At 51.8% G+C, this 23145-nt stretch carries 20 protein-coding genes; 14 read left to right on the top strand and 6 right to left on the bottom strand.

Annotated elements, in window-relative coordinates; all coding sequences use genetic code 11:
* Positions 1-4: 4 nt before the first annotated feature.
* Positions 5-1873, bottom strand: coding sequence for an ABC-F family ATP-binding cassette domain-containing protein (locus E7746_RS08815; protein ID WP_136410567.1), 1869 nt, complete (start codon positions 1871-1873; stop codon positions 5-7).
* 90 nt (positions 1874-1963) lie between these two features.
* Between E7746_RS08815 and E7746_RS08810 the strand changes: the two genes are divergently transcribed.
* From E7746_RS08810 to E7746_RS08750, 13 genes are all read left to right on the top strand, one after another.
* Positions 1964-2767: an alpha/beta hydrolase gene (locus E7746_RS08810; RefSeq protein WP_136410566.1), complete on the top strand. Its 804-nt coding sequence runs from the start codon at positions 1964-1966 to the stop codon at positions 2765-2767.
* A gap of 98 nt (positions 2768-2865) precedes the next feature.
* Positions 2866-3063: a YtxH domain-containing protein gene (locus E7746_RS08805; RefSeq protein ID WP_123396433.1), complete on the top strand. Its 198-nt coding sequence runs from the start codon at positions 2866-2868 to the stop codon at positions 3061-3063.
* Positions 3064-3091: 28 nt separating this feature from the next.
* Positions 3092-3292 carry a YtxH domain-containing protein gene (locus E7746_RS08800; RefSeq protein WP_123396434.1) on the top strand — a complete coding sequence of 67 codons (201 nt, stop codon included), beginning with the start codon at positions 3092-3094 and terminating at the stop codon, positions 3290-3292.
* 98 nt (positions 3293-3390) lie between these two features.
* Positions 3391-3768 (top strand): phage holin family protein, encoded by a 378-nt coding sequence (locus E7746_RS08795; protein WP_136410565.1) that lies wholly within the window; start codon positions 3391-3393, stop codon positions 3766-3768.
* A complete protein-coding gene (locus E7746_RS08790; protein ID WP_136410564.1) occupies positions 3765-4052 on the top strand; it encodes a hypothetical protein in 288 nt (95 codons plus the stop codon). Before E7746_RS08795 ends, E7746_RS08790 begins: the two co-directional genes overlap by 4 nt.
* Positions 4053-4091: 39 nt before the next feature.
* Positions 4092-4934 (top strand): 50S ribosomal protein L11 methyltransferase, encoded by an 843-nt coding sequence (prmA, locus tag E7746_RS08785; RefSeq protein WP_136410563.1) that lies wholly within the window; start codon positions 4092-4094, stop codon positions 4932-4934.
* Positions 4935-4950: 16 nt separating this feature from the next.
* Positions 4951-5871, top strand: coding sequence for an ABC transporter ATP-binding protein (locus E7746_RS08780; protein WP_136410562.1), 921 nt, complete (start codon positions 4951-4953; stop codon positions 5869-5871).
* A complete protein-coding gene (locus E7746_RS08775; protein ID WP_123396439.1) occupies positions 5858-7153 on the top strand; it encodes an ABC transporter permease in 1296 nt (431 codons plus the stop codon). Before E7746_RS08780 ends, E7746_RS08775 begins: the two co-directional genes overlap by 14 nt.
* A gap of 147 nt (positions 7154-7300) precedes the next feature.
* Complete coding sequence (locus E7746_RS08770) at positions 7301-8797, top strand: 2-isopropylmalate synthase (RefSeq protein WP_123396440.1); 1497 nt, start codon at positions 7301-7303, stop codon at positions 8795-8797.
* A 29-nt stretch (positions 8798-8826) separates the two neighbouring features.
* A complete protein-coding gene (gene leuC / locus E7746_RS08765; protein ID WP_123396441.1) occupies positions 8827-10221 on the top strand; it encodes a 3-isopropylmalate dehydratase large subunit in 1395 nt (464 codons plus the stop codon).
* Between the two features lie 15 nt (positions 10222-10236).
* The gene (leuD, locus tag E7746_RS08760) at positions 10237-10833 is read left to right on the top strand and encodes a 3-isopropylmalate dehydratase small subunit (RefSeq protein ID WP_136410561.1); all 597 of its coding nucleotides are present in this window, start codon (positions 10237-10239) and stop codon (positions 10831-10833) included.
* A 19-nt stretch (positions 10834-10852) separates the two neighbouring features.
* On the top strand, positions 10853-11911 hold the full coding sequence (leuB, locus tag E7746_RS08755; protein WP_123396443.1) for a 3-isopropylmalate dehydrogenase: 1059 nt from the start codon (positions 10853-10855) through the stop codon (positions 11909-11911).
* A 197-nt stretch (positions 11912-12108) separates the two neighbouring features.
* Complete coding sequence (locus E7746_RS08750; RefSeq protein WP_168184343.1) at positions 12109-13497, top strand: chloride channel protein; 1389 nt, start codon at positions 12109-12111, stop codon at positions 13495-13497.
* Here the strand turns inward: E7746_RS08750 and E7746_RS08745 are convergent.
* From E7746_RS08745 to E7746_RS08735, 3 genes are read right to left on the bottom strand one after another with little or no spacing between them, the layout of a single operon-like run.
* Positions 13454-15262, bottom strand: coding sequence for a chloride channel protein (locus E7746_RS08745; RefSeq protein ID WP_123396445.1), 1809 nt, complete (start codon positions 15260-15262; stop codon positions 13454-13456). The genes E7746_RS08750 and E7746_RS08745 overlap by 44 nt on opposite strands.
* A complete protein-coding gene (locus tag E7746_RS08740; RefSeq protein ID WP_123396446.1) occupies positions 15262-15933 on the bottom strand; it encodes a sugar transferase in 672 nt (223 codons plus the stop codon). The genes E7746_RS08745 and E7746_RS08740 overlap by 1 nt, the downstream gene beginning before the upstream one ends.
* Positions 15930-16493: an L-threonylcarbamoyladenylate synthase gene (locus E7746_RS08735; RefSeq protein WP_136410560.1), complete on the bottom strand. Its 564-nt coding sequence runs from the start codon at positions 16491-16493 to the stop codon at positions 15930-15932. Before E7746_RS08735 ends, E7746_RS08740 begins: the two co-directional genes overlap by 4 nt.
* A gap of 176 nt (positions 16494-16669) precedes the next feature.
* On the opposite strand from E7746_RS08735, the gene uvrA reads away from it, so the two are divergent.
* A complete protein-coding gene (uvrA, locus tag E7746_RS08730; protein WP_136410559.1) occupies positions 16670-19456 on the top strand; it encodes an excinuclease ABC subunit UvrA in 2787 nt (928 codons plus the stop codon).
* A gap of 468 nt (positions 19457-19924) precedes the next feature.
* On the opposite strand, the gene E7746_RS08725 is transcribed toward uvrA, so the two are convergent.
* Positions 19925-21919, bottom strand: a complete 1995-nt coding sequence (locus E7746_RS08725) for a dipeptidyl-peptidase 3 family protein (RefSeq protein ID WP_370271128.1) — start codon at positions 21917-21919, stop codon at positions 19925-19927.
* A gap of 16 nt (positions 21920-21935) precedes the next feature.
* Positions 21936-23117, bottom strand: coding sequence for a class I SAM-dependent rRNA methyltransferase (locus E7746_RS08720; RefSeq protein ID WP_123396449.1), 1182 nt, complete (start codon positions 23115-23117; stop codon positions 21936-21938).
* Between the last annotated feature and the right edge of the window lie 28 nt (positions 23118-23145).

Raw genomic sequence — 23145 nt, 5'->3', positions numbered from 1 at the left:
CACGTTACTGATCCTTCTCCGAGAGTTCGAGCCAGCGCATCTCCTTCTCATCGAGCAAAGCCTTTATCTCTTCATATCGTGCCGACTTTTCAATAATGTCGTCGACCACCTCGCCGCTGTTGAACACTGCGTCGAGCGCAGCCTTCTCGGTGTTAAGCTTTTCTATTTCATCGGTTAAAGCCTCAAACTCGCGCATCTCCTTGTAGCTCATGCGGTTGTCGGAGCTGCGTCGGGGGCGTTCGCGCACAGTTTTGGCTGCCTGCTTTTCGGCCTCGGCCTGAGGCTTGGGCTGTGCATTGAGCCATGTGCGATAGTCGGTGTAGCCTCCGGGGAAGTCCTTGATTGCACCGTCGCCTTCAAACACAAATAGGTGGTCGACTATGCTGTCGAGGAAGAATCGGTCGTGACTCACTACGATCAGGCATCCCTTGAACTTGGCGAGGTAATCCTCGAGGATACCGAGGGTCATGATGTCGAGGTCGTTGGTAGGCTCGTCGAGTATCAGGAAGTTGGGCGACCTCATCAACACAGCCGCAAGGTGAAGGCGGGCGCGTTCGCCGCCGCTGAGGGTGTGGATATACTTCTGCTGGTCGGTAGGCGAGAAGAGGAAGTGGGTGAGAAACTGCATCGGGGTGTAACGCACATCGCCGTTCACCACGATGTCCTCGGCTATCTCGGTGATGGCGTCGATGACGCGCTTGTTGTCGTCAAACTCGATGCCCTCCTGGCTGTAGTAGCCGAATCGCACGGTTTCGCCAACGTTCCACTCGCCGCTGTCGGCCGGCACTATGCCTTGCAGCATCTTGATGAATGTCGATTTTCCGGCTCCGTTGTGGCCTATTATTCCAAGCTTTTCGTAACGTGCGAATGTGTAGTTGAAATCATCGAGAATCACCTTGTCGCCAAACCGCTTGTTTATGCCCCTTGCCTCAAATATCTTCGAGCCGATGTAGGATGACTTCACGTTAAGCTCAACGTTGTCGTCCGACAGGTCGACATGCGAGCGCTTCTTCAGGTCGTAGAATGCGTCGATTCGATACTTGGCCTTGCCGGCGCGTGCCTGAGGCTGTCGGCGCATCCACTCCTGCTCCTTGCGCAGGGTGTTTTTCACCTTTGCCATCTCCGATGTTATGGCATCGATGCGTTCCTGTCGGCGTCGCAGGTAGTAGTCGTAGTTGCCTTCGTAGGTGAATATCTGCTGACGGTCGATTTCGATTATCTTGTTGCACACACGGTCGAGGAAATAGCGGTCGTGGGTCACCATCAGCAATGTCACGCGTGAGCGTGTCAGATAGTTTTCAAGCCACTCGATTATCTCGATGTCGAGGTGGTTGGTGGGCTCGTCGAGGATTATAAGATCGGGTTCGCCGAGAATCACGCGGGCGAGAGCCACTCTCTTGGCCTGTCCGCCCGAAAGATTGTCGGTCGACGCCGTTATGTCGTGCAGATTCAGTTGGCCGAGGAGCTGCTTCATCTTGTCCTCGTAGTCCCATGCCGATGCGGCGTCCATGTCGTGTATTGCCTCGTTGAGCCTGTCGTTGTCGCCCGACAGCAGAGCGGTTTCGTATTCGGCGATTGCGTGACACATCGCGTTGTCGCCGAGCAGGCATGCGTCCATAATCGACGATCCGGGAGCGAAGCGCGGCGTCTGCTCCAGAATACCCACCTTGAGTCCGTTGCGGAATGTGACATCGCCCGAGTCGGCGCTTTCAATGCCGGCTATGATGTTGAGCAGTGTCGATTTTCCCGTTCCGTTTTTTGCGATAACGCCTATCTTGTCGCCTTCATATACGCCAAACGTGACGCCGTCAAACAGCATCCTGTCGCCGTAACTTTTAGTGAGATTGTCAATCTGGAGGAAGCTTGTGGCCATATACCATTAAAATTTTGTACAAACTTACGTATAATTATTGGTATAGTGTGGAATATTATATTTAAATTTGCAATAAACCAATCTTAAACAATGAGGAAATATCTGACCCTTCTGTTATTACTGACCATAATTCCCGGAATGTGTGCGTCGACATTGCGCAAGGTGAGCGTGCCGAGCCGTGTCATGGGTAAAAACGTGGATGTAAATGTAATCACACCCGACTCCGAAGGCCGTCATCCCGTGGTGTATCTGCTGCACGGGTGGGGCGGAGGCTGTGACAACTGGCTCGGTGTAAAGCCCGAAATCAAGCGCATAGCCGATGAGCGTGACATGATAATCGTGATTCCGAGCGGAGAGAACAGCTGGTATTGGGACAGCCCCGTGAATCCGGCCCTTCAATATGAAACGTTCACCGCCAAGGAGCTCGTGAAGTATATCGACGATAATTTCCCCACGCTGCCGTCACGTGACAAGCGCGCGATAACCGGCTACAGCATGGGCGGCCAGGGTGCATTGTGGCTGGCGATGCGTCACCCCGACACATTCGGAGCCGTGGGCAGCCTTAGCGGGGGAGTCGACATAAGACCGTTCCCCAACAACTGGAACATGAATGACGCCATAGGGCCGAAGTCGAAGTTTCCCGAGCGGTGGGAGCAATACGCATTGCCCAACCACATCGACGACTTCGCCAAGGCCAATCTGGCAATCATCATATCATGCGGAATCGACGACTTCTTCTTTGAAGTCAACGAGGAGTTTCATAAAGCGTTGAAAAAGGCCGGAGTGAAGCACCACTTCATCGACAGTCCGGGAGTACACGACAGCAAGTACTGGAACGAGCTTACCGACTATCAGCTGGAATTTTTCAACGACTACTTTGACGGACTGCTGTGACACTCGGGTAAAAATTTTTACCTGTCGATGCTACTTTTTTCGGTTTTAAGTGTTACTACTATAGTTATACTATTATCAACAAATAAATAATCAATAAAATGAAACCATTACACATCGTTTTAGCAGTAATAGGCGGTGCAATCGCCGGTGCAACAGTAGGATTACTTCTCGCTCCCGAAAAAGGTGACACCACACGCGACAACATCATGGAGTTCCTGAAGAGCAAGGGCATCAAGCTTCACAAGAGCAAGATGGAAGAACTCGCTGACGAAATCGTTGAAGAAATTGGCAAGTAATTAATAACATACTTTACTGAATAGAACAATGAACAACAATCTTGGAATACTATATGCATTTCTCGGCGGAGCCATTGTAGGCGCCGGAGCCGCATTGCTTTTTGCTCCCGAAAAGGGTGCCGACCTGCGCAAGCGCATCGTTGAACTCCTTCGCAGCAAGGGTATAATATGCAGCGAAAGCGATGTAGACGAACTTGTAGAACAGCTTACGCGCGACCTTGACGACTAACCGTCATAGAAGTGCCGAGATTTCAATAATTTATAAGCGGCATCGGCTCGTCTGACAAGGTGTGCCGATGTCGCTCTATGTAATTTCAACTATTGATTATGGGCGATAAAAATGAAGAATTGAAGACGACACTGGCCAATGCCATGAGGCTGGCCCGACTATATGCCGAGAACCTGAAGCTTATATCGACCGAAAAGACCACGGTGCTGCTCTCGAGCGGAGTGCTGGCGGTGGTGCTTCTCATCCTTGCGGCCTGTGCGCTGTTTTTCTGTTCGATAGCCGTGGTTTATCTGCTTGCGTCGGTGCTGCCCATCGCCTGGTGCTTCTTGATTGTCGGCGGATTCTATATACTGCTTGGCGTTGTGGCTGTTTTACTGCGCACCACGCTGTTTGTCAATCCCATCGCGCGGTTCCTGTCGCGACTGTTTCTCACTCCACCCACCGATTTTAAAAACAAAGAGATTGAAAAGCCATGAAGTCTAATTTGAATATCAACAACGAAACCGAAGGCTGGCAGGGCTTCTCGCTCGAAGAGTTGCGCTATCAGCGTGCGCTCAATCACGTGAGAATCGAGGTTGAGAAGGAACGCATAATGTCGAAGACCTCGCAGATGTACACCCGCAGTGCGGCCATGACGTCATCAACGGGAAATCTGTTCAAGAAACTGTCGACGGGCTTTTCAGTGCTCGACTATGCACTGCTTGCATTTCAGGCCGGGAAGCAGATACATAAGATATATCGATTCTTTCACAAGAAATAGACACCAATATTATCAATCAGGAAAAATTTTTGACTTGCAATGAATGATTACACCGAGGTACGCATCGACATGTCGCCTTGTAACGAAACCATGACCGATGTCATGGCGGCGTTGTTGTGTGAACATGGTTATGAGAGCTTTGTACCCGACGAGTGCGGAATGACCGCTTACATAAAGCTTGAGGATTTTGACAGGAAAGTGCTTGACGAAGTGACGGCCGAGCTGCCGTTTGACACATCGGTCACGGTGAAATGTGAAACCGTTGAGGGGCGTGACTGGAACCAGGAGTGGGAAAAGAACTATTTCAAGCCTATAACTGTCGATGGAAAGTGCGTGATCCACAGTTCGTTTCACGCCGATATCCCGTCAATGCCCTATGACATTGTAATCGACCCCAAAATGGCTTTCGGCACGGGACATCATCAGACCACCACGTTGATAATACGCCGTCTTCTCGAGTTGCCTCTTGAGGGGCGTTCGGTAATCGACATGGGCACCGGCACAGGCATCCTTGCCATTCTCGCCGCCATGCGCGGAGCCGGCCCAGTGACGGCTATAGAGATTGATGAGTTTGCTCATGTCAATGCCGTCGAAAACGTGTCGTTGAACCATCACCCTGAAATCAATGTAGTGCTCGGCGATGCTTCGGCTCTCGCCGGTGTGGAGCCTGTCGACCTGTTTCTTGCAAATATCAACCGCAACATAATCGTGGGCGACCTCCAAGTCTACGCCTCCCGCCTGAAGGAAGACGGCACGATGCTGCTGAGCGGATTCTATGAGGACGACATTGCGATCGTGCTTGACGAGGCCCGCAAGCATGGCCTGGAATATGTGGGTCACACAGTGCTTGAGCGTTGGAGCTGTCTTGAATTAAAAAAGTAATTTTGTTATAGATAATATGAATTTTATTGAAGTAAAGGATGTGGTCAAGCAGTATGACGGTCATCGCGCTCTTGATCATGTCACACTTGATGTTGGCGAAGGTCAAGTCTACGGACTGCTTGGCCCCAACGGTGCAGGAAAGACATCGTTGATACGAATTTTAAACCACATAACCCGCCCCGACAGCGGGGAAGTATATCTTGCCGGAAAGCCGTTGACCGCTTCGGAAGTGCGTCACATCGGTTATCTGCCCGAGGAGCGAGGCCTTTACAAGAAGATGAAGGTGCTCGACCAGATTGTGTATCTCGGACGACTGAAGGGCATGTCGAAGAACGATGCCCGCACATCGGCCCTCCGTTGGCTTGAACGCTTTGAGCTTACCGAGTGGAGCAACCGCAAGATTGAAACATTGTCCAAGGGTATGGCCCAGAAGGTGCAGTTCATCTCCACGGTTGTACACTCGCCCCGGTTGCTGATTCTCGACGAGCCCTTCTCGGGATTTGACCCGGTCAACACCGAGCAGCTGAAGCGTGAGATTCTTAATCTGCACCGCGACGGCGCCACTATACTCTTCTCGACCCACAACATGGCATCGGTTGAGGAGGTGTGTGACGACATAACGCTTATCAACAACGCCAAGGTGGTGCTTCAGGGCAATGTACATGAAATACGCCAGCAGTTTAAGAAAAATCTGTTTACGTTGCATATCGCCGAGCCTGTACTTGCTCCCAATGAGAGCCTCTACAGCCTGGAGTCGATAGAGAAGCACCCCATGTCGGGCAGTGTGGCCGTGATACGCCTAAAGCCCGGAGTGACTATGCGTGAGGTGGTCGACCAGCTCAACCGTGAATACACGCTTCTCGGCTTCGACGAGCTATTACCCACAATGAATGAAATTTTTATCGAAACAGTAACACAAGGCGATGGACAGAAATAGATTGTTTTTAGTGATGCAACATGAGTATTTGTCGATTGTTGCAAAGAAGTCGTTTATCGTGACGACAATACTCGTTCCCATAATAATGATAGCTTTCATGGCCGTCCCCATAATACTTTCCGAGTTCAACAAGTCGGATGCCCGGCTTGTGGCGGTAGTTGACCGCAGCGGACAGTATGGCAACGTGTTTGAGGACAACGAGGACTACACTTTCAAGGTGATGCCCGACATGGAAATCGGGTCGATGAAGGGTGAGTTTGACAAGGCCGACGGCGACATATACGCTTTCCTTGTGATTCCGGCCAATGTCGATTCAATGACTACGGTCAATGTCTACTCCGAGAAGCCCATAAAGATGTCGCTCTCCGAGCGCATCGAGGAGTGTCTTAACGCAAGCATGACCGACAACCGCATAGCATCGTACAACATACCCGAGCTCAACAATATAATATCGGCCTGCAAGGTCAATGTTAATGTCAAGAGCCACACTTGGAACGAGGACGGCGAGGAGTCGGTGTCATCGAGCGAGATAGCGTTGATTACGGGACTGATACTGGCCTTCATGACCTATATGTTTGTACTCATGTACGGAGCCATGATCATGGGTTCGGTGGTTGAGGAGAAGACCAACCGCATCGTTGAGGTGATCGTAAGCTCATGCCGTCCAATAGAGTTGATGCTCGGCAAGATACTCGGTGTGGCATTGGTGGGATTGACCCAGATAGCAGTGTGGGTTGTGCTTGTGAGCATCGTGTCGCTTGTGCTTGGCATAGGAAGCGCGTTCTCGGCTACCGACATGACGGCCGGTGCTATACCTGATGTGCCTCAGGGCGAAGCCTCCGAGATAATCCAGGCTATAATGGGTGTGAACTGGGTAAGACTGATAGGCATCTTCGTCCTCTACTTCATTGGCGGATACTTGCTCTACGCATCGCTGTTTGCCGCATTCGGCTCGGCTGTCGACCAGCAGAGCGACGCCAATCAGTACACCATGCCGGTGATGATGATAATAATAATCGCAATGGTTGTGGGGCAGTCGTGCATGGAGAACCCCGACGGTCAGCTCGGAGTTGTGTGCTCGCTCATTCCGTTTACATCGCCGATTGTGATGATGATAAGGCTGCCCTACGAAGTTCCCGCATGGCAGATTGTGCTGAGCCTCGGATTGCTCTATGGCACCGCGCTGCTCCTTGTCTACCTCGCGTCACGCATTTACCGCATAGGCATATTGATGTATGGCCGCAAGGTTTCGTTCAAGGATATGCTGCGTTGGCTAAAATAACGCTGCCGTGAACAAATCGTAAGGAAAATGACATTAAATATTGCAATTTATAGCGGAAATGGTGCGAATGTTCGGTATTTGCTTGATTATGTCGCATAATGGTGCTAATTTTGCAAAACTTTTTCAGAATAAAACAAGAATTAATATATGAGCGATAGACTGTTTATCTTCGACACTACTTTGCGTGACGGAGAGCAAGTGCCGGGATGTCAATTGAACACTGTCGAGAAAATCGAGGTTGCCAAGGCCCTTGAGGAGCTTGGCGTGGATGTAATTGAAGCCGGTTTCCCTGTATCGAGTCCGGGTGACTTCAATTCGGTGGTTGAAATTTCAAAATCGGTGACATGGCCCACTATATGTGCGCTGACACGTGCGGTTGAGAACGACATAAAGGTCGCAGCCGATGCGTTGCAGTATGCCAAGCGCAAGCGCATTCACACCGGAATCGGAACATCGGATTACCACATTAAATATAAATTCAACTCCAATCGCGAAGAGATACTTGAACGTGCCATAGGTTGTGTCAAGTATGCCAAGCGCTTTGTCGAGGATGTCCAGTTCTATGCCGAGGATGCCGGACGCACCGATAACGAGTATCTTGCACGTGTTGTCGAGGCCGTCATAAAGGCCGGAGCGACCGTGGTCAACATTCCCGACACTACGGGTTACTGCCTGCCGTGGGAGTTTGGCGAGAAGATCAAGTATCTCATGGAGCATGTCGACGGCATTCACCGCGTCACCATCGCCACCCACTGTCACAACGACCTGGGCATGGCTACCGCCAACACCATATCGGGTATAACCAACGGCGCCCGTCAGGCCGAGGTTACCATTAACGGTATCGGCGAACGCGCCGGCAACACTTCGCTTGAGGAGGTGGCAATGATATTCCGTTCCCACAAGGAGCTCGACATAACGACCAACATCAACACCACCAAGCTGTGTGGCATAAGCCGCATGGTGTCAAGCTTGATGAACATGCCTGTTCAGCCCAACAAGGCTATCGTGGGACGCAACGCATTTGCCCACAGCTCGGGCATCCATCAGGACGGCGTGCTCAAGAATCGCGAGAGCTATGAAATCATCGATCCCAAGGAAGTGGGAGTCGACGAGAACTCAATCGTGCTTACAGCGCGTTCGGGTCGTGCCGCTTTGAAGCACCGCCTGCACGTGCTCGGCATCGAGCTTAGCAAGGAGGCGCTCGACAAGGCTTACGAAGGATTCCTTCGCCTGGCCGACCGCAAGAAGGAGATCAACGACGACGATGTGATGATGCTTGCCGGCGAACACCACAAGGCTTCTCACCGACTGAAGCTCGACTTCCTTCAGGTTACATCGGGCGTTGGTGTCAAGTCGGTTGCTTCGGTGGGATTGGACATCGCCGGTGAAAAGTTTGAGGCTTGTGCCTCGGGCAACGGCCCCGTTGACGCCGCCATAACCGCCATAAAGCAGATAATACATCGCCGCATGCTCGTCAAGGAGTTCCTCATTCAGGCAATCAACAAGGGCAGCAACGATATAGGCAAGGTGCACATGACGGTGGAGCACGAGGGCGTAAGCTACTACGGATTCTCGGCCAACACCGACATCATAGCAGCAAGTGCCGAGGCCTTCATCGACGCGATAAACAAAATTGTACACTGATAAAAACGAATCACAATAACGACTGATATATGGCCCGTACTTTATTTGACAAGGTTTGGGACGCCCATGCGGTGAATGTCATTGAAGGTGGCTCGACACAGCTTTATATCGACAGGCACTACTGTCATGAAGTGACGACACCGCAGGCATTTGACGGACTTCGCCGTCGTGGATTGAAGGTGTTCCGACCCGAGCGTACGATATGCTCGCCCGACCACAATGTGCCCACTATGCACCAGGATCAGCCCATTGCCGACCCCGTTTCGCGCAAGCAGGTTGAAACTCTTTTGCGTAATGCCGATGAATTCGGGCTAACATTGTTCGGACTCTGTCATCCCAAGAATGGAATCATACATGTGATAGGCCCGGAGAACGGACTTACGCTTCCCGGCTACACTATAGTGTGCGGCGACAGCCACACATCGACCCACGGCGCATTTGGAGCCGTGGCATTCGGCATCGGAACAAGCGAGGTGGAGATGGTGCTTGCCTCGCAGTGCATCCTTCAGCCCAAGCCCAAGACAATGCGAATAACCGTCAACGGAAAGCTTCGTGACGGGGTGACTGCAAAGGACATGGCCCTCTACATCATCTCGAAGATGACCACCGGCGGTGCCACAGGTTATTTTGTGGAATATGCCGGCGAGGCAGTGCGCAACCTGTCGATGGAGGGTCGCATGACATTGTGCAACCTCTCGATCGAGATGGGTGCCCGTGGCGGCATGATAGCCCCCGACGACACTACATTCGAGTATATAAAGGGGCGCGAATATGCTCCTAAGGGCGAGGCCTGGGACAAGGCCGTGGCCTATTGGCGCACGTTGCGCAGCGACGACGATGCCGCATTTGACAATGAAGTGGTGTTTGATGCCGCCGATATAGAGCCCCGCATAACCTTCGGTACCAATCCCGGAATGGGCATGGGAATTTCGGAAACGATTCCGGCCTACGACGGTGACGACGAAGCCGGACTGCTCTCCTACAATAAGTCGCTTGACTACATGGAGTTCAAGGTGGGACAGAAGATGGAGGGTGTGCCGGTCGATTACGTGTTCCTCGGCAGCTGTACCAACGGCCGCGTTGAGGATTTCCGCGCTTTCGCATCAATAGTAAAGGGTCGCCGCAAGGCCGACAACGTTACGGCGTGGCTCGTGCCCGGTTCATGGTCTGTGCTCAAGCAGATAAAGGCTGAAGGACTCGACCGCGTGCTTGCCGATGCCGGATTTGAGTTGCGCGAGCCCGGATGCTCGGCTTGCCTTGCAATGAACGACGACAAGGTGCCCGCAGGAAAACTTGCCGTGTCGACCTCCAACCGAAACTTTGAAGGTCGTCAGGGCCCCGGTGCGCGAACAGTACTCGCCGGACCGCTTGTGGCAGCCGCTGCGGCAATCACAGGAGTTATCACCGATCCCCGCAAACTTTAATAATGAGGAAGAGCTATGAAAGAGAAATTTGATGTCATCACTTCCACCTGCGTTCCACTGCCGATGGAAAATATAGATACCGACCAGATAATTCCGGCACGTTTCCTTAAGGTTACATCGCGCGAGGGCTTCGGCGATAATCTGTTCCGCGACTGGCGATTTGACTCTGAGGGCAATCCCATTGCCGGATTTCCCCTGAACAACCCCATCTATTCGGGCCGTATTCTTCTTGCAGGAAAGAACTTCGGTTGCGGTTCGAGCCGTGAACATGCGGCATGGGCCATCCACGACTACGGATTCCGCGTAGTGGTGTCGAGCTTTTTCGCCGACATTCACAAGAACAATGAGTTGAACAACTTCGTGTTACCCGTAGTGGTGAGCGAGGCTTTCCTGAATGAGTTGTTCAATACCGTAAATGCCGACCCCAAGGCCGAGGTGAAAGTCGATCTCCCGGCGCAGACCATAACCAATCTGTCGACCGGAAATTCCGAATCATTCGAGATAAACGGATATAAGAAGCATTGCCTCATGCACGGCCTTGACGACATCGACTATCTGTTGACACGCAAGGACGACATCGTGGCATGGGAGAGCAAACGCGACAACTATTAATCACACGACATAAATAAAGATGAATTTCAATATAGCAGTATTGCCGGGCGACGGCATAGGCCCCGAGATTTCAATTCAGGGTGTTGATGTTATGGCCGCAGTGTGCCAAAAGTTTGGCCACAGTGTTGATTTCCAGTACGGAGTTGTGGGTGCGGCCGCAATAGAGAGTGTAGGCGACCCGTTTCCTGAGGAAACCTATAAATTGTGCAAGAGTGCCGATGCTGTGCTCTTCTCGGCTGTAGGCGACTTGAAGTACGACAACGACCCTACAGCTAAGGTGCGCCCCGAGCAGGGACTCCTTGCCATGAGGAAGAAGCTCGGCCTCTATGCCAATATCCGTCCCGTGGAAACGTTCAGTTCGCTCCTTCACAAGTCGCCTTTGCGTCCCGAGATAGTGGAGGGCGCCGACTTCGTGTGCATCCGCGAGCTTACCGGCGGAATGTACTTCGGCGAAAAGTATCAGGACGACGACAAGGCTTACGACACCAACGCCTACAGCCGTCATGAGATTGAGCGCATACTCCGTGTGGCATTTGACTACGCGATGAAGCGTCGTCGTCATCTTACGGTGGTCGACAAGGCCAATGTGCTTGCGTCGTCGCGTCTTTGGCGCAAAATCGCGCAGGAGATGGCTCCGCAATATCCCGAGGTGACTACCGACTTCATGTATGTCGACAACGCCGCAATGCGCATTATCCAGGATCCGCGATTCTTCGATGTCATGGTTACCGAGAATACGTTCGGCGACATTCTCACCGATGAGGGTTCGGTTATCACCGGCTCGATGGGACTCCTTCCCTCGGCTTCGACAGGTGAGAGTACTCCGGTGTTTGAGCCTATCCATGGTTCATGGCCTCAGGCTAAGGGAATGGATATCGCCAATCCGCTTGCCCAGATATTGTCGGTGGCAATGCTGTTTGAGTACTTCGATCTCAAAAACGAGGGCGCTATTATACGTGAAGCCGTGGGCGCGTCGCTTGAGAAGGGCGTAACCACCCCCGACATCAACGAGTCGGGCCGCCGTTACGGTACACGTGAAGTGGGTGCATGGATCGTGGACTACATCAGGAATCATTAATCGTCGTCTTCGACAACCTTATAACGAGGGGCTGCGTCGTAATCTACGGTGCAGCCCCTTTTGTACCATGACACACCGGCCACAGCATCTACGTGGCGATGAAAACATTGCACAGGCAATCGTTGTTTTATATTCAATGAAGATAGCAGTATGTGATGAGCGGAATCAGAGAAAATATCGACCGGAAATTGCATGATATGACCTATTCGCTTAAGAGTTGGCGTGAGCGTTATATTCCTGAAGTGACATTTTTGTTCATTGTCGCTTTTGTCATAGGACTCGTTTCGGGATTTGCCGCATATCTGATGAAGAGCATTATCGACTTAATTTCGCGCTATGCCTTATCTGGATTCAAAGTCACCGAGAGCAACTACACGTTTCTCATTCTCCCGCTCACCGGTATATTTCTTGCCGCACTTTATATGCGTTACATCTCCCATGATGATCTTGAGCATGGCACGGCACGTATCAGGGATGCTATAAAGGCACGACAGGCGAGGATGAAGCCGAGGCTCATGTATGATTCTATTGTGGGAAGCTCAATTACCCTCGGACTTGGCGGTTCGGCCGGTTCGGAGGGCCCAATCGCCTATACGGGGGCTGCCATAGGCAGCAATATCGGTCAGGCGTTCAGGGTGTCGCCCCAATACCTGCTCATTATGGTGGGATGCGGAGCGGGAGCCGGTATAGCCGGCATTTTCAAGGCTCCTGTGGGTGGAATGTTGTTTACGCTTGAGGTGCTTGGGCTCGGCATGACTACCGTATCGGTGATGGCGCTTCTGCTTTCATGCCTCACAGCTGCTATTACTTCATTGATTCTCGACGGCGGTATGCTCGACATCAATTATGCACATCCTCTTCCGTTCAACATGTCGATGATGCCTTATGTGCTGTTGCTTGGACTCTTTTGCGGATTGTATTCGCTCTATTATTCCGAAGTCATGAAGAAGTTCGACCGCTTTTTCAAGAACATGAACAATCCTTGGCTCAAAAACCTGATTGCGGGAGTGTCGGTGTCGGTGCTCGTATTCTTGCTGCCGCCTCTTTTCGGCGAAGGCTATACCACCATTTCAAGCGTTCTTAACGGCAATCTTCATTCAGTGGTCGACGGCAGCCTTTTCTTTTATAAGGTCGATTCTTCGCCTTGGGGAGTGGTGGCGTTTGTGGGAGCGGTGCTTCTGGCCAAATGTTTTGCCACATCGGCCACCAACAGCGGTGGTGGTGTGGGCGGTGAGTTTGCCCCCACGCTTTTTGCCGGGTGTATGGCCGGACTGTTTTTCGCCCTTGTGATGAATACCGCGCTTGACCTCAGGCTCGACACCGGCGACTTTGCATTCTTCGGCATGGCCGGAATCATGGCCGGAGCGATTCATGCTCCTATGACTGCAATATTCCTTACCTTGGAGTTGACGGGCAACTATTCGTTGATATTGCCGGTTGCCATCGTGTCGGGTGTGTCCTACGGAATATCCCGCATGGTATCGCCTCAAAGCTTCTTCACGTCACGCTACAGCGTGTCGCAGTTTGCGCTTGACGATACTGTCAATCCTCCGAGTAGTGACGAAGCACCCGGCGATAAGAGTTGAAAATCTTTGATTTAGACACGAAACCCACGTAGCGGTCCTCCTCGTCGACTACCGGCAGATTCCATGCTCCCGTGCGGTCAAAGGTCTTCATTACCTCTTCCATTGCGTCGCCGATGCGTATTGTGGCCGGAGGCATTGACATGAATTTGGACACGAACATGCGCTTGTAGAGGTCGGGACGGAACATGATGTTGCGTATGTCGTCAAGCAGCACGACTCCCACGAGCTTTTGCTGGTCGTCGAGTACCGGAAACAGGTTTCGGTTGGACTTGCTGATTACCTCTACCATCGATTTCAGATTCATGTCGGGCGTCACCGGCATGAAGTCGTTCTCTATTACTGAGTTTATCTTGAGCAGTCGCAGCACCGACTTGTCCTTGTGGTGGGTGAGCAGTTCGCCGCGCTTGGCCAGTCGAATGGCGTAGATGCTGTAGGGCTCGAATATCTTTATGGTTCCGTAGGATATTGTTGACACAATGAGCAGCGGCAGGAAGAGTTCATAGCCTCCGGTGAGCTCGGCGGTAAGGAATATCGACATGAGCGGTGCATGCATAACGCCCGACATAACGCCGGCCATGCCCATGAGGGCGAAATTCTTTACCGACAGGTCTATGTCAAATCCCAATTGGTTCAATGTGAACGCAAAACAGAATCCGGCCATTGAACCTACGTGCAGTGCGGGAGCGAATGTTCCGCCCACACCGCCGGCACCGTTGGTCGACGAAGTGGCAAATGCCTTGGCGAGCGTGAGGCCGAGCACATATAGCGAAATTACCCATGCCGTGTTGCGGTCGTTGTAGAAGAAAGAGCCGTTGAGCGCCGAACCTGCATCGCCGTTGATCATCAATGTGATTACATCGTAACCCTCGCCGTAGAGAGGCGGGAATATGAAAATGAGTATGGCGAGTATGGCACCGCCTGTCACGGCACGTATCCAAGTGTTCTTTATGGAGCTGTAGAAGCCCTCCATCATGTTGATGACCCTGATGAAGTAGAGCGACACAAATCCGCACAGCACTCCGAGCGCAACGGCGTAGGGTATGCGTGCCGGCAGGAAGTACTCGCTCTGTGTGAAGAAGAACTCTACATCATATCCCGTAAACACGTAGGCTACCGTTGCGGCGGTGATGGATGAGATGAGGAGCGGCATCACCGACACCGTGGTGAGGTCGATCATGAGCACCTCGAGGGTGAACAGCGCACCTGCAAGCGGAGCCTTGAAAATGCCCGACAGACCGGCCGCTGCGCCGCATCCCACCAGCAGCATGAGCAGTCGCGGTGACAGACGGAACGCCTGACCCAGATTGGAGCCAATGGCCGCGCCGGTGTAGACGATGGGGCCCTCGGCTCCCACCGAACCGCCAAAGCCTATGGTTATGGAGCTGGCCACTACCGAGGTGTAGCAGTTGTGGGCCTTCAGTCGGCTCTTGTTTTGGGAGATGGCGTAGAGCACACGCGTTACTCCGTGGGAAATGTGGTCACGCACCACATAACGCACGTAGAGGCTCACGATGACTATGCCCACGAGCGGATATATAAGGTACATGTAGTTGGCACCCGTTGTGTCGATGTTCAACAGCAGGGTACTTGATATGTAATGGATCAGCCACTTGAAAATCAAGGCTGCGAATCCGCACAGTATTCCTGTGAAAAAAGCAAGAATCATCACAAAAGTCCTCTCCTTTACGTGCTTCTCGCGCCACATGACAAGCGAGAGAAACATCGAGCTGAACGAGTGTGACAAATTATTTATGTACTGTTTCATCAGATGCCTTTTCCGTTGAAAATTGTTTTTATTGATTTCATCATTATCTTGAAGTCAAGACCCATCGAAGCGTTTTCGAGATATTGCAGGTCGTGATGCAGTCGCTCTACCATGCTTTCGATGTCGGATGCATATCCGTAGTTTACCATTCCGGCCGATGTGATTCCCGGTTTCATCACGTGCAGGCGATTGCTGTCGGGCTCGGCTATGCGCAGTTGGCGCAGATAGTATTCGCGTTCGGGACGCGGCCCCACGAGCGACATGTCGCCCTTCAGTATGTTCCAGAACTGCGGTATCTCGTCGAGATGATACTTGCGCAGGAATCGTCCCACCGAGGTTACACGCGGGTCGTTTTTCACCGACAGTGACGGCCCGTCGATTTCGGCATCCTTCTCCATTGTGCGTAATTTATAGAGCACAAATGGTTTGGCGCCGAGTCCTATGCGTTGCTGCCTGAATAGCGGCGAGCCGTTGCTGTTCAGGCTTATGATGACGCATAGCACGACTGTGAGCGGAAGTGTTATCACTGCGGACGGCAATGCAACTGCTATATCGACAACGCGCTTCAGCCGACGGTAGGCTACATTGCTCCGATAGGGAAAATTCGGAGTGCGCCGATTGCTCGACAGGGTAGCGTTGTCGCTGACCACATTGTTACCTGACGCTTTCAAGGTCGTAGTATTGTGATATTTCCGTTGTCCTCTACTTTGATGACTCTTGACGGCTGACGGGCCTCGGTTTCATCGCGTCGCGATGTGCATATATAGTCGACCGTATCCTTTATCACATCGCTTATCTCGTCAAATGTGGCGGGAGTGGGGTAGCCGCTTACATTGGCCGAGGTTGACACTATGGGACGGCCGAAGTGTCGACACAGCTGCGACGAGAACTCCTCGTGGGTGATTCTTACGCCCACGGTACCGTCCTCGGCGAGCAGCTCGGGAGCAAGACCGATGTAGGCTTTTGTCACCACGGTTGTGGGGCGTGAGCTGTCGTTAAGCAGCAGTTCCGTTTCCTTGCTTAGCGGGGCCAGATAGTCGGCTATGTTGTCGATGGAGTCGCTCAGCACGATGAGTGCCTTGCTGTCGGAACGGTGCTTTATTTCGTAGATGCGTTTTACCGCATAGCTGTCGGTGGCGTCACAACCGATACCCCACACCGTGTCAGTGGGATATAGTATGATTTTGCCACGCTCCAGGAATTCGCACGCCTTTATTATGTCGTCAGTCATCTTTTTTACCTAATAGAGATACAAAGATAATGCTTGGCCGTTAAAAAACGAAATTTAAGCCCTCTTAAAATTTTTTGTAGTGATGCGGTGGCGGCCTTATGCTTCAATTTGTCATATTATGTGTAACTTTGCAAGTTCAATCCTGATTAACTGAATTTAAACAACACATTCTTAGAATGGCTGAACGTAATATTCTTGTAAAGGGCGCACGCGTCAACAACCTTAAGAACATCGACATCGAGATACCGCGCAACAAGCTGGTTGTAATCACCGGACTTTCGGGTTCGGGAAAGTCGTCGTTGGCTTTTGACACGCTCTATGCCGAGGGGCAGCGCCGTTATGTCGAGAGCCTGTCGGCTTATGCCCGACAGTTCCTCGGAAAGATGGCCAAGCCCGAAACCGATTTTATAAAGGGGCTTCCTCCGGCCATAGCCATTGAGCAGAAGGTAAATACGCGAAATCCCCGATCGACCGTGGGAACTTCGACTGAAATATACGATTACATCCGATTGTTGTTTGGCCGCGTAGGCAAGACCTACTCTCCTGTCACCGGCGAGCTTGTGAAGAAGCACACCGTGGAGGATGTAATAGCCGTGGCGCGCAGCTATCCCGAAGGCACGCGCATGGCGGTGATAACTCCTGTCACGCTTCCTGAAAAGCGCCGATTCAGAACTCAGCTTGAGGTACTGCTTAAAGGCGGATATTCGCGCCTTGTCAAGGACGGGGAGTTCATTGACATTGAGCATCTTCTCGCCGATGACAATCTGCCTGAAACGGCTTCGGGCTATGATCTTCTTGTCGACCGTCTGTCGGTGGCCTACGAGGGTGATGAGCTGAGCCGACTTGCCGACTCGGTGGAAACGGCGTTTTTTGAAGGACACGACGAGATGAGTCTTCTCGTGTGGGGAACCGACGGATTGCACCGACATGACTTCTCCAAGCGATTTGAGGCCGACGGTATTGTGTTCCGCGAGCCTTCGGAGCTGATGTTCAACTTCAACAACCCTTATGGAGCTTGTCCCCGGTGTGAGGGATTCGGAAGGGTGATAGGCATTGACCCCAATCTGGTTGTGCCCGACCCGTCATTGTCGGTTTACGACGATGCCGTTATGTGCTGGCGAGGCGACAAGATGGGCGAGTGGAAGCGTGAGCTGATACATCTGGCTCCCCACATCGGTTTCCCGATTCATCGCCCCTATTGCGACCTTACGCAGTCCGAACTGGATGTGCTGTGGCACGGTAACGGACGGTTCAAGGGCATCGACGGATTCTTCAAGATGGTCGAGGAGAACCAGTACAAGATACAGTATCGTGTCATGCTGGCACGTTACCGCGGCAAGACCCGTTGTCCCGAGTGTAACGGATCGAGGCTTCGCAAGGAGAGTGAATATGTAAAGGTGGGCGGTGCCACGATTTCGGAGTTGGTGAAGATGCCTGTCACCGACTTGAAGGAGTGGTTTGCTGCTCTTAAGCTTGACGATAACGACAAGCTCGTTTCGTCGCGATTGCTTGTGGAGATAAACAATCGCATCGGGTTCCTGTGTGATGTGGGGTTGGGTTACCTGACTCTCGACCGTCTTTCGTCGACATTGTCGGGCGGTGAGAGCCAGCGCATAAATCTTGCTACATCGCTCGGAAGCAGTCTTGTGGGCTCGCTCTACATTCTCGACGAGCCGAGCATAGGACTTCACTCGCGTGACACGATGAAGCTGATTGGCGTGCTGCGTAAGTTGCAGCAGCTCGGCAACACAGTGGTGGTCGTGGAGCACGATGAGGAGATAATGCGTGCCGCCGACTATCTTATCGATGTGGGTCCCGAGGCGGGGCGACACGGTGGCGAGATAATATATCAGGGTGATGTCGACAAGCTCATGACCGCCACCGACTCCTATACGGTGCGTTATCTTAACGGCGAGCTGTCGATACCCGTGCCTGCTCTTCGCCGCAAGTGGCGCGACTACATTGAGGTGACGGGTGCCAGGGAGCACAACCTCAAGAATATCGATGTGAAATTTCCGCTGGGTGTGATGACGGTTGTTACCGGCGTGAGCGGATCGGGAAAGTCGACGCTTGTGCGTGACATTCTCTACCGTGCAATGGTGCGTCATCTGGGCAACCCGTGTGACGCTCCAGGATTGCATCGCGCACTTGGTGGCGACCTTAACCGCATTTCGGCCGTGGAGTTTGTCGACCAGAATCCTATAGGAAAATCGTCACGCAGTAATCCTGCAACCTATCTTAAGGCTTTCGACGAAGTGCGCCGACTATTCTCGGAGCAGCAGGGAGCCAAGCAGATGGGATTCACTCCCGGATATTTCTCGTTTAACGCCGAGGGCGGCCGTTGCGAGGAGTGTAAGGGCGAAGGCACGATTACGATTGAGATGCAGTTTATGGCCGACATCGTTATTCCCTGTGAGGCATGTCACGGCCAACGCTTTAAGAGCGATGTGCTTGAAATAACCTACAACGGCAAAAACATCAACGATGTGCTTAACATGACCGTAAATCAGGCTGTGGAGTTCTTCGGTGAGTCGAGTGACTCGATATGTCGCAAGATTGTGCGACGGTTGAAGCCTCTGCAGGATGTCGGTCTTGGATATATTAAGCTCGGACAATCGTCGTCGACATTGTCGGGTGGAGAGAACCAGCGTGTTAAGCTCGCTTATTTCCTCGCTCAGGAGAAACCCGAACCTACCATGTTTATTTTCGACGAGCCTACAACCGGATTGCATTTCCACGACATAAACACGTTGATGGACTCGTTTAACCGACTCATTGCACAAGGTCACACCGTTATTATAATCGAGCATAACCTCGATGTAGTGAAGTGTGCCGACCATGTAATCGACATAGGTCCTGAGGGCGGCGAGCTTGGAGGCAACATCGTTGCAGCCGGCACTCCCGAGGAGATTATGGCATGTGACGCAAGCTACACCGGCCACTTCCTGAAAGAAAAACTCTAACTCCTGCAATTAGCTCACACCGATAAAATATATAGCCTATAAGTTTCGACAGGCTATATGAAATCGGTGTGGGGTACTGTTGCCAACATTATCCTCAAGCATAATTCTGACTGAAATTCAACTCCAATCACCTAAAAATCTTCCCTAATTGTAAATAGAAATGCCCAAAAATTTCCCTAATTGTAAATAGGGAGGCGCAAAATCTTCCCTATTTGTAAATAGAATAAAAAATGGTGATGGTTTATTTGAATATTTTAATACCGATTTAACGATTAAGTCTAAGCGTATCAGGTTGTTACCTGTAAATGGCGTGCTGTTATAAGGAAAATATCATGTTATAACCGGTGAATGTCCAGTGAAATAATCAAATTGGCTTGTCAACCGGGGTGGAAATCGGTTGAGGTTATGCAAAAATAGCGAGCCTGTGATGCATCACAGGCTCGCTATTTTTTATGGGGTTGATGTTATTTACTTGGAAAGGGTTGAATAATCCTTTGAGTAACGCAGCATCTGGGGCAGATAACCTTCGCCGTATGTGATGGTGACATCGGTGACATTGCCGTTGGCATCTTTGACGAGGTTGTAGACGGGGTTGACAAAGCCCTTGTAGGGTGCAATGCTGAGGTGAGCGTAACGCTTGAGAACTTCGTCATGAATCTTCGGATCGACTTTGACTGCATATTTCTCAACGAGATTGCGTCCTGCTTCGTAGTCGCCTTCGCTCTTTATGCGCTGAATTTCACCGAGAAGCTGACCTATCAGCTCACGCATGCGCTTGTAGTCGTTGATGCGGATGTAGGTCTTTCCGTCGATAGTCACATACTCTACTACGTTGTCAGCCTTGCCGTGCTCAAGTACCCATTCGGCAATCAGTTTGCGGTTGCGCATGTGAGCCTCTTCTACATCCTTACCCGGCTCGATTCGCATAAGCTGTGTCATGAGGCCGTTAAGCATATACTTGTAGTACTCAGCCTTGTAAGCGTCGGGGCTGTCAAGAAGACCAAGCTCAATCAATTTGGGATCGGCAAGATAATATAGTGCAAAAAGGTCGGCGCGCGCTTCCTCAAGGGTTGAGCCGTGGGCCTTCAATGCATCGGGGTCTACACCGGGGAGTATTCGTCCCGAACCGTGTCCGAGGCACTCGTGAAGGTCGGTGTGGAGGTTGTCGGTTATGAACAGATAGTCATCGAGAAGCTTGCGTGTAGGCTCGTCAATCACGAACTCTTCGTTGAATCCGTCGCCATGTGACGCTTCATCGTAGGCTTGGGTTATGTTTTCAAGTGTAACCGACTTAGAGCCGTGAGCTGCACGAATCCAGTTGGCATTGGGGAGGTTGATGCCGATAGGAGTTGCGGGATAGGAGTCGCCGGCAAGAATTGCGGCGGTAATCACCTTGGCCGATACGCCCTTAACCTCCTCTTTGCGGAATCGGGGGTCGATGGGGCTGTGACTTTCAAACCATTGTGCATTTTTGCTCAGGGTTTCGGTGCGGGCCGAGGCCTCGTTGTTCTTGAAGTTGACGATTGACTCCCAAGAGCCGGTCATGCCGAGGGGATCGTCGTAGGTTTCGATGAATCCGTTGATGAAGTCGACTTGTGAATCGGTTTCCTCGGCCCACATGATCGAATAGTCGTCAAATGCCTTCAGGTCGCCTGTTGTGTAGAACTCTACAAGCTTCTTGATGTAGGCTTTCTGTGCAGGATTTTCGGCATATTCGGCTGCTTTGTTAAGCTCGCTAACAATGCGTTCGATGGCGGGTGAGTAGAGGCCGCCCACCTTGTAGGGCTGCTCGACAACCTTGCCGTTGACCTTGGTCTTGCGCGTATTCAATCCGTAGGATATGGGTGTGAGGTCGGTAGTATCCTTCAACGCTGCATAATAGGCCTCGACTTCGGGCTGTGTCACGCCTTCGTAGATGTTGGTCGACGAAGTTACTATGAGATCCTGACCTTCGGCCTGATTTACCTTCTTAGGCATAACCGTCGGGTCGAATATCACCGAAAGGAGCGTGTCGATGTTGGCGGGCTTATTGGTGATGTTGCTCAACAGGAACTCGCGCGAGAACTCGGGCGAGAACTTGTCCATCGAGTAGTGGTGATGGAGTCCGTTGGCAAACGATATTTGCTTCAGATACTTTTCAAGGGCCTTGAACTGCGGGTCGTTGCGGTCGCCTTTGTAATTAGTGTAGGCCGACTCGATAAGCTTGCGAATCTCAAGATTGTACTTGCCGTTCTGGTCCCACAGGATGTCACGACCTGCAATAGCCGCCTCGGTGAGGTGATATATGAGCAACTTCTGCTGTAACGACAGATTTTCAAAATCGGGAACTTTGTAACGCAGAACCTCGATGTCGGCAAAACGGTCGACTACGTAGTCGAAGTCCGATGAATCCTTTGCCATAGCTGATGATGTTATTGTCAGTGCCAAGGCCGCAGCCGTGGTGATGTTGGTGAATTTTGACATATTGGATATTGATTTGTTATTCGACATAAAGTATCAGTCCCTTCAGATACTCGCCTTCGGGATGGTAGATGTTGACCGGATGGTCGGCCGGCTGAGTCAGCTGATGCAGAATGCGCACCTTGCGTCGACTCTGGGCTGCCGCCGAGAACACCGCCAGTCGGAATTGCTCGCGGCTCACGGCCTGTGAGCAGGAGAATGTGAACAGGATGCCTCCGGGCTTGATCTTCTCAAAAGCCTTGGCATTTAACTTGCGGTAGCCTATGAGCGCGTTTTTCAATGCACTGCGGTGCTTGGCAAATGCCGGCGGGTCGAGTATGATCAGGTCATAGTCGTCGGTCATGTTGCCGAGGAACTTGAAGGCATCTTCGGCAAAAGCTTTGTGACGCGTTTCGGTGGGGAAGTTGATTTTCACATTGGCTTCAGTCAGCGCAACGGCCTTGGCCGAACTGTCGACCGAGTGTACGAGATTGGCCTCGCCGCGCAGGGCATAGACCGAGAAGCCGCCGGTGTAGCAGAACATGTTGAGTACATTGCGGCCTCGGGAATACATTTCAAGCAGCTTGCGGTTGTCGCGCTGGTCAACGAAGAAGCCCGTCTTTTGTCCCTTAAGCCAGTCGACATGGAATTTAAGTCCGTTCTCAACGGCAATATTGGTCGAGTAGTTGCCGATTATGTAATCGTTCTGAGGGTCAAGATGTGCCTTGTAGGGCAGGGTGGTCTCCGACTTATAGTAGACATTCTTTATTCCGGCATCGGGAAGCTCCACAAGATTGCGGGCTATTATGTCACGCGCAAAGTGCATTCCCGGTGAATGGGCCTGCAACACGGCAGTGTCGCCGTACACATCCACGACGAGTCCCGGCAGGAAGTCGCCTTCGCCGTGCACAAGACGGTAGGCGTTGTTGTCATGTCGAATCAGGTTGAGGGTCTTGCGCATCTTGAACGCTTCGTTGAGGCGCTCGGCATAGAACCTGTCATCGATTTCGGCATCGCCCCATGCCAGGATTCTCACTGCGATGCTTCCTATTTGATAGTGGCCTACGCCTATCTGTCGGCCGTCGCCTGTGACGACACTAACGATGTCGCCCTCTTCGATGTCGTCGGGTTGCTTGGCTATGGCACCTGAAAATACCCAGGGATGCAGTCGTTCAAGCGATTGCTCCTTGCCTCGTCGAAGTGTTATTACAGGATATGACATGATGTTGTATGGTTATTGTAATGTATAG

The sequence above is a fragment of the Muribaculum gordoncarteri genome (assembly GCF_004803695.1).
GTDB classification, from domain to species: Bacteria; Bacteroidota; Bacteroidia; order Bacteroidales; family Muribaculaceae; genus Muribaculum; species Muribaculum gordoncarteri.
Note: the sequence above shows the minus strand (reverse complement) of the source record. Positions and strands in the feature narration are given on the sequence as shown.

Bases quoted from the DNA above. Each gene is read 5' to 3' on its own strand.
- E7746_RS08720 (WP_123396449.1), bottom strand. From the start codon at position 23,117: ATGTCATATCCTGTAATAACACTTCGACGAGGCAAGGAGCAATCGCTT.
- E7746_RS08800 (WP_123396434.1), top strand. From the start codon at position 3,092: ATGAACAACAATCTTGGAATACTATATGCATTTCTCGGCGGAGCCATT.
- uvrA (WP_136410559.1), top strand. From the start codon at position 16,670: ATGGCTGAACGTAATATTCTTGTAAAGGGCGCACGCGTCAACAACCTT.
- E7746_RS08805 (WP_123396433.1), top strand. From the start codon at position 2,866: ATGAAACCATTACACATCGTTTTAGCAGTAATAGGCGGTGCAATCGCC.
- E7746_RS08790 (WP_136410564.1), top strand. From the start codon at position 3,765: ATGAAGTCTAATTTGAATATCAACAACGAAACCGAAGGCTGGCAGGGC.
- E7746_RS08795 (WP_136410565.1), top strand. From the start codon at position 3,391: ATGGGCGATAAAAATGAAGAATTGAAGACGACACTGGCCAATGCCATG.
- leuC (WP_123396441.1), top strand. From the start codon at position 8,827: ATGGCCCGTACTTTATTTGACAAGGTTTGGGACGCCCATGCGGTGAAT.
- E7746_RS08815 (WP_136410567.1), bottom strand. From the start codon at position 1,873: ATGGCCACAAGCTTCCTCCAGATTGACAATCTCACTAAAAGTTACGGC.
- E7746_RS08810 (WP_136410566.1), top strand. From the start codon at position 1,964: ATGAGGAAATATCTGACCCTTCTGTTATTACTGACCATAATTCCCGGA.
- E7746_RS08775 (WP_123396439.1), top strand. From the start codon at position 5,858: ATGGACAGAAATAGATTGTTTTTAGTGATGCAACATGAGTATTTGTCG.
- E7746_RS08770 (WP_123396440.1), top strand. From the start codon at position 7,301: ATGAGCGATAGACTGTTTATCTTCGACACTACTTTGCGTGACGGAGAG.
- leuD (WP_136410561.1), top strand. From the start codon at position 10,237: ATGAAAGAGAAATTTGATGTCATCACTTCCACCTGCGTTCCACTGCCG.
- leuB (WP_123396443.1), top strand. From the start codon at position 10,853: ATGAATTTCAATATAGCAGTATTGCCGGGCGACGGCATAGGCCCCGAG.
- E7746_RS08745 (WP_123396445.1), bottom strand. From the start codon at position 15,262: ATGAAACAGTACATAAATAATTTGTCACACTCGTTCAGCTCGATGTTT.
- E7746_RS08780 (WP_136410562.1), top strand. From the start codon at position 4,951: ATGAATTTTATTGAAGTAAAGGATGTGGTCAAGCAGTATGACGGTCAT.
- E7746_RS08750 (WP_168184343.1), top strand. From the start codon at position 12,109: ATGACCTATTCGCTTAAGAGTTGGCGTGAGCGTTATATTCCTGAAGTG.
- E7746_RS08725 (WP_370271128.1), bottom strand. From the start codon at position 21,919: ATGTCAAAATTCACCAACATCACCACGGCTGCGGCCTTGGCACTGACA.
- E7746_RS08735 (WP_136410560.1), bottom strand. From the start codon at position 16,493: ATGACTGACGACATAATAAAGGCGTGCGAATTCCTGGAGCGTGGCAAA.
- prmA (WP_136410563.1), top strand. From the start codon at position 4,092: ATGAATGATTACACCGAGGTACGCATCGACATGTCGCCTTGTAACGAA.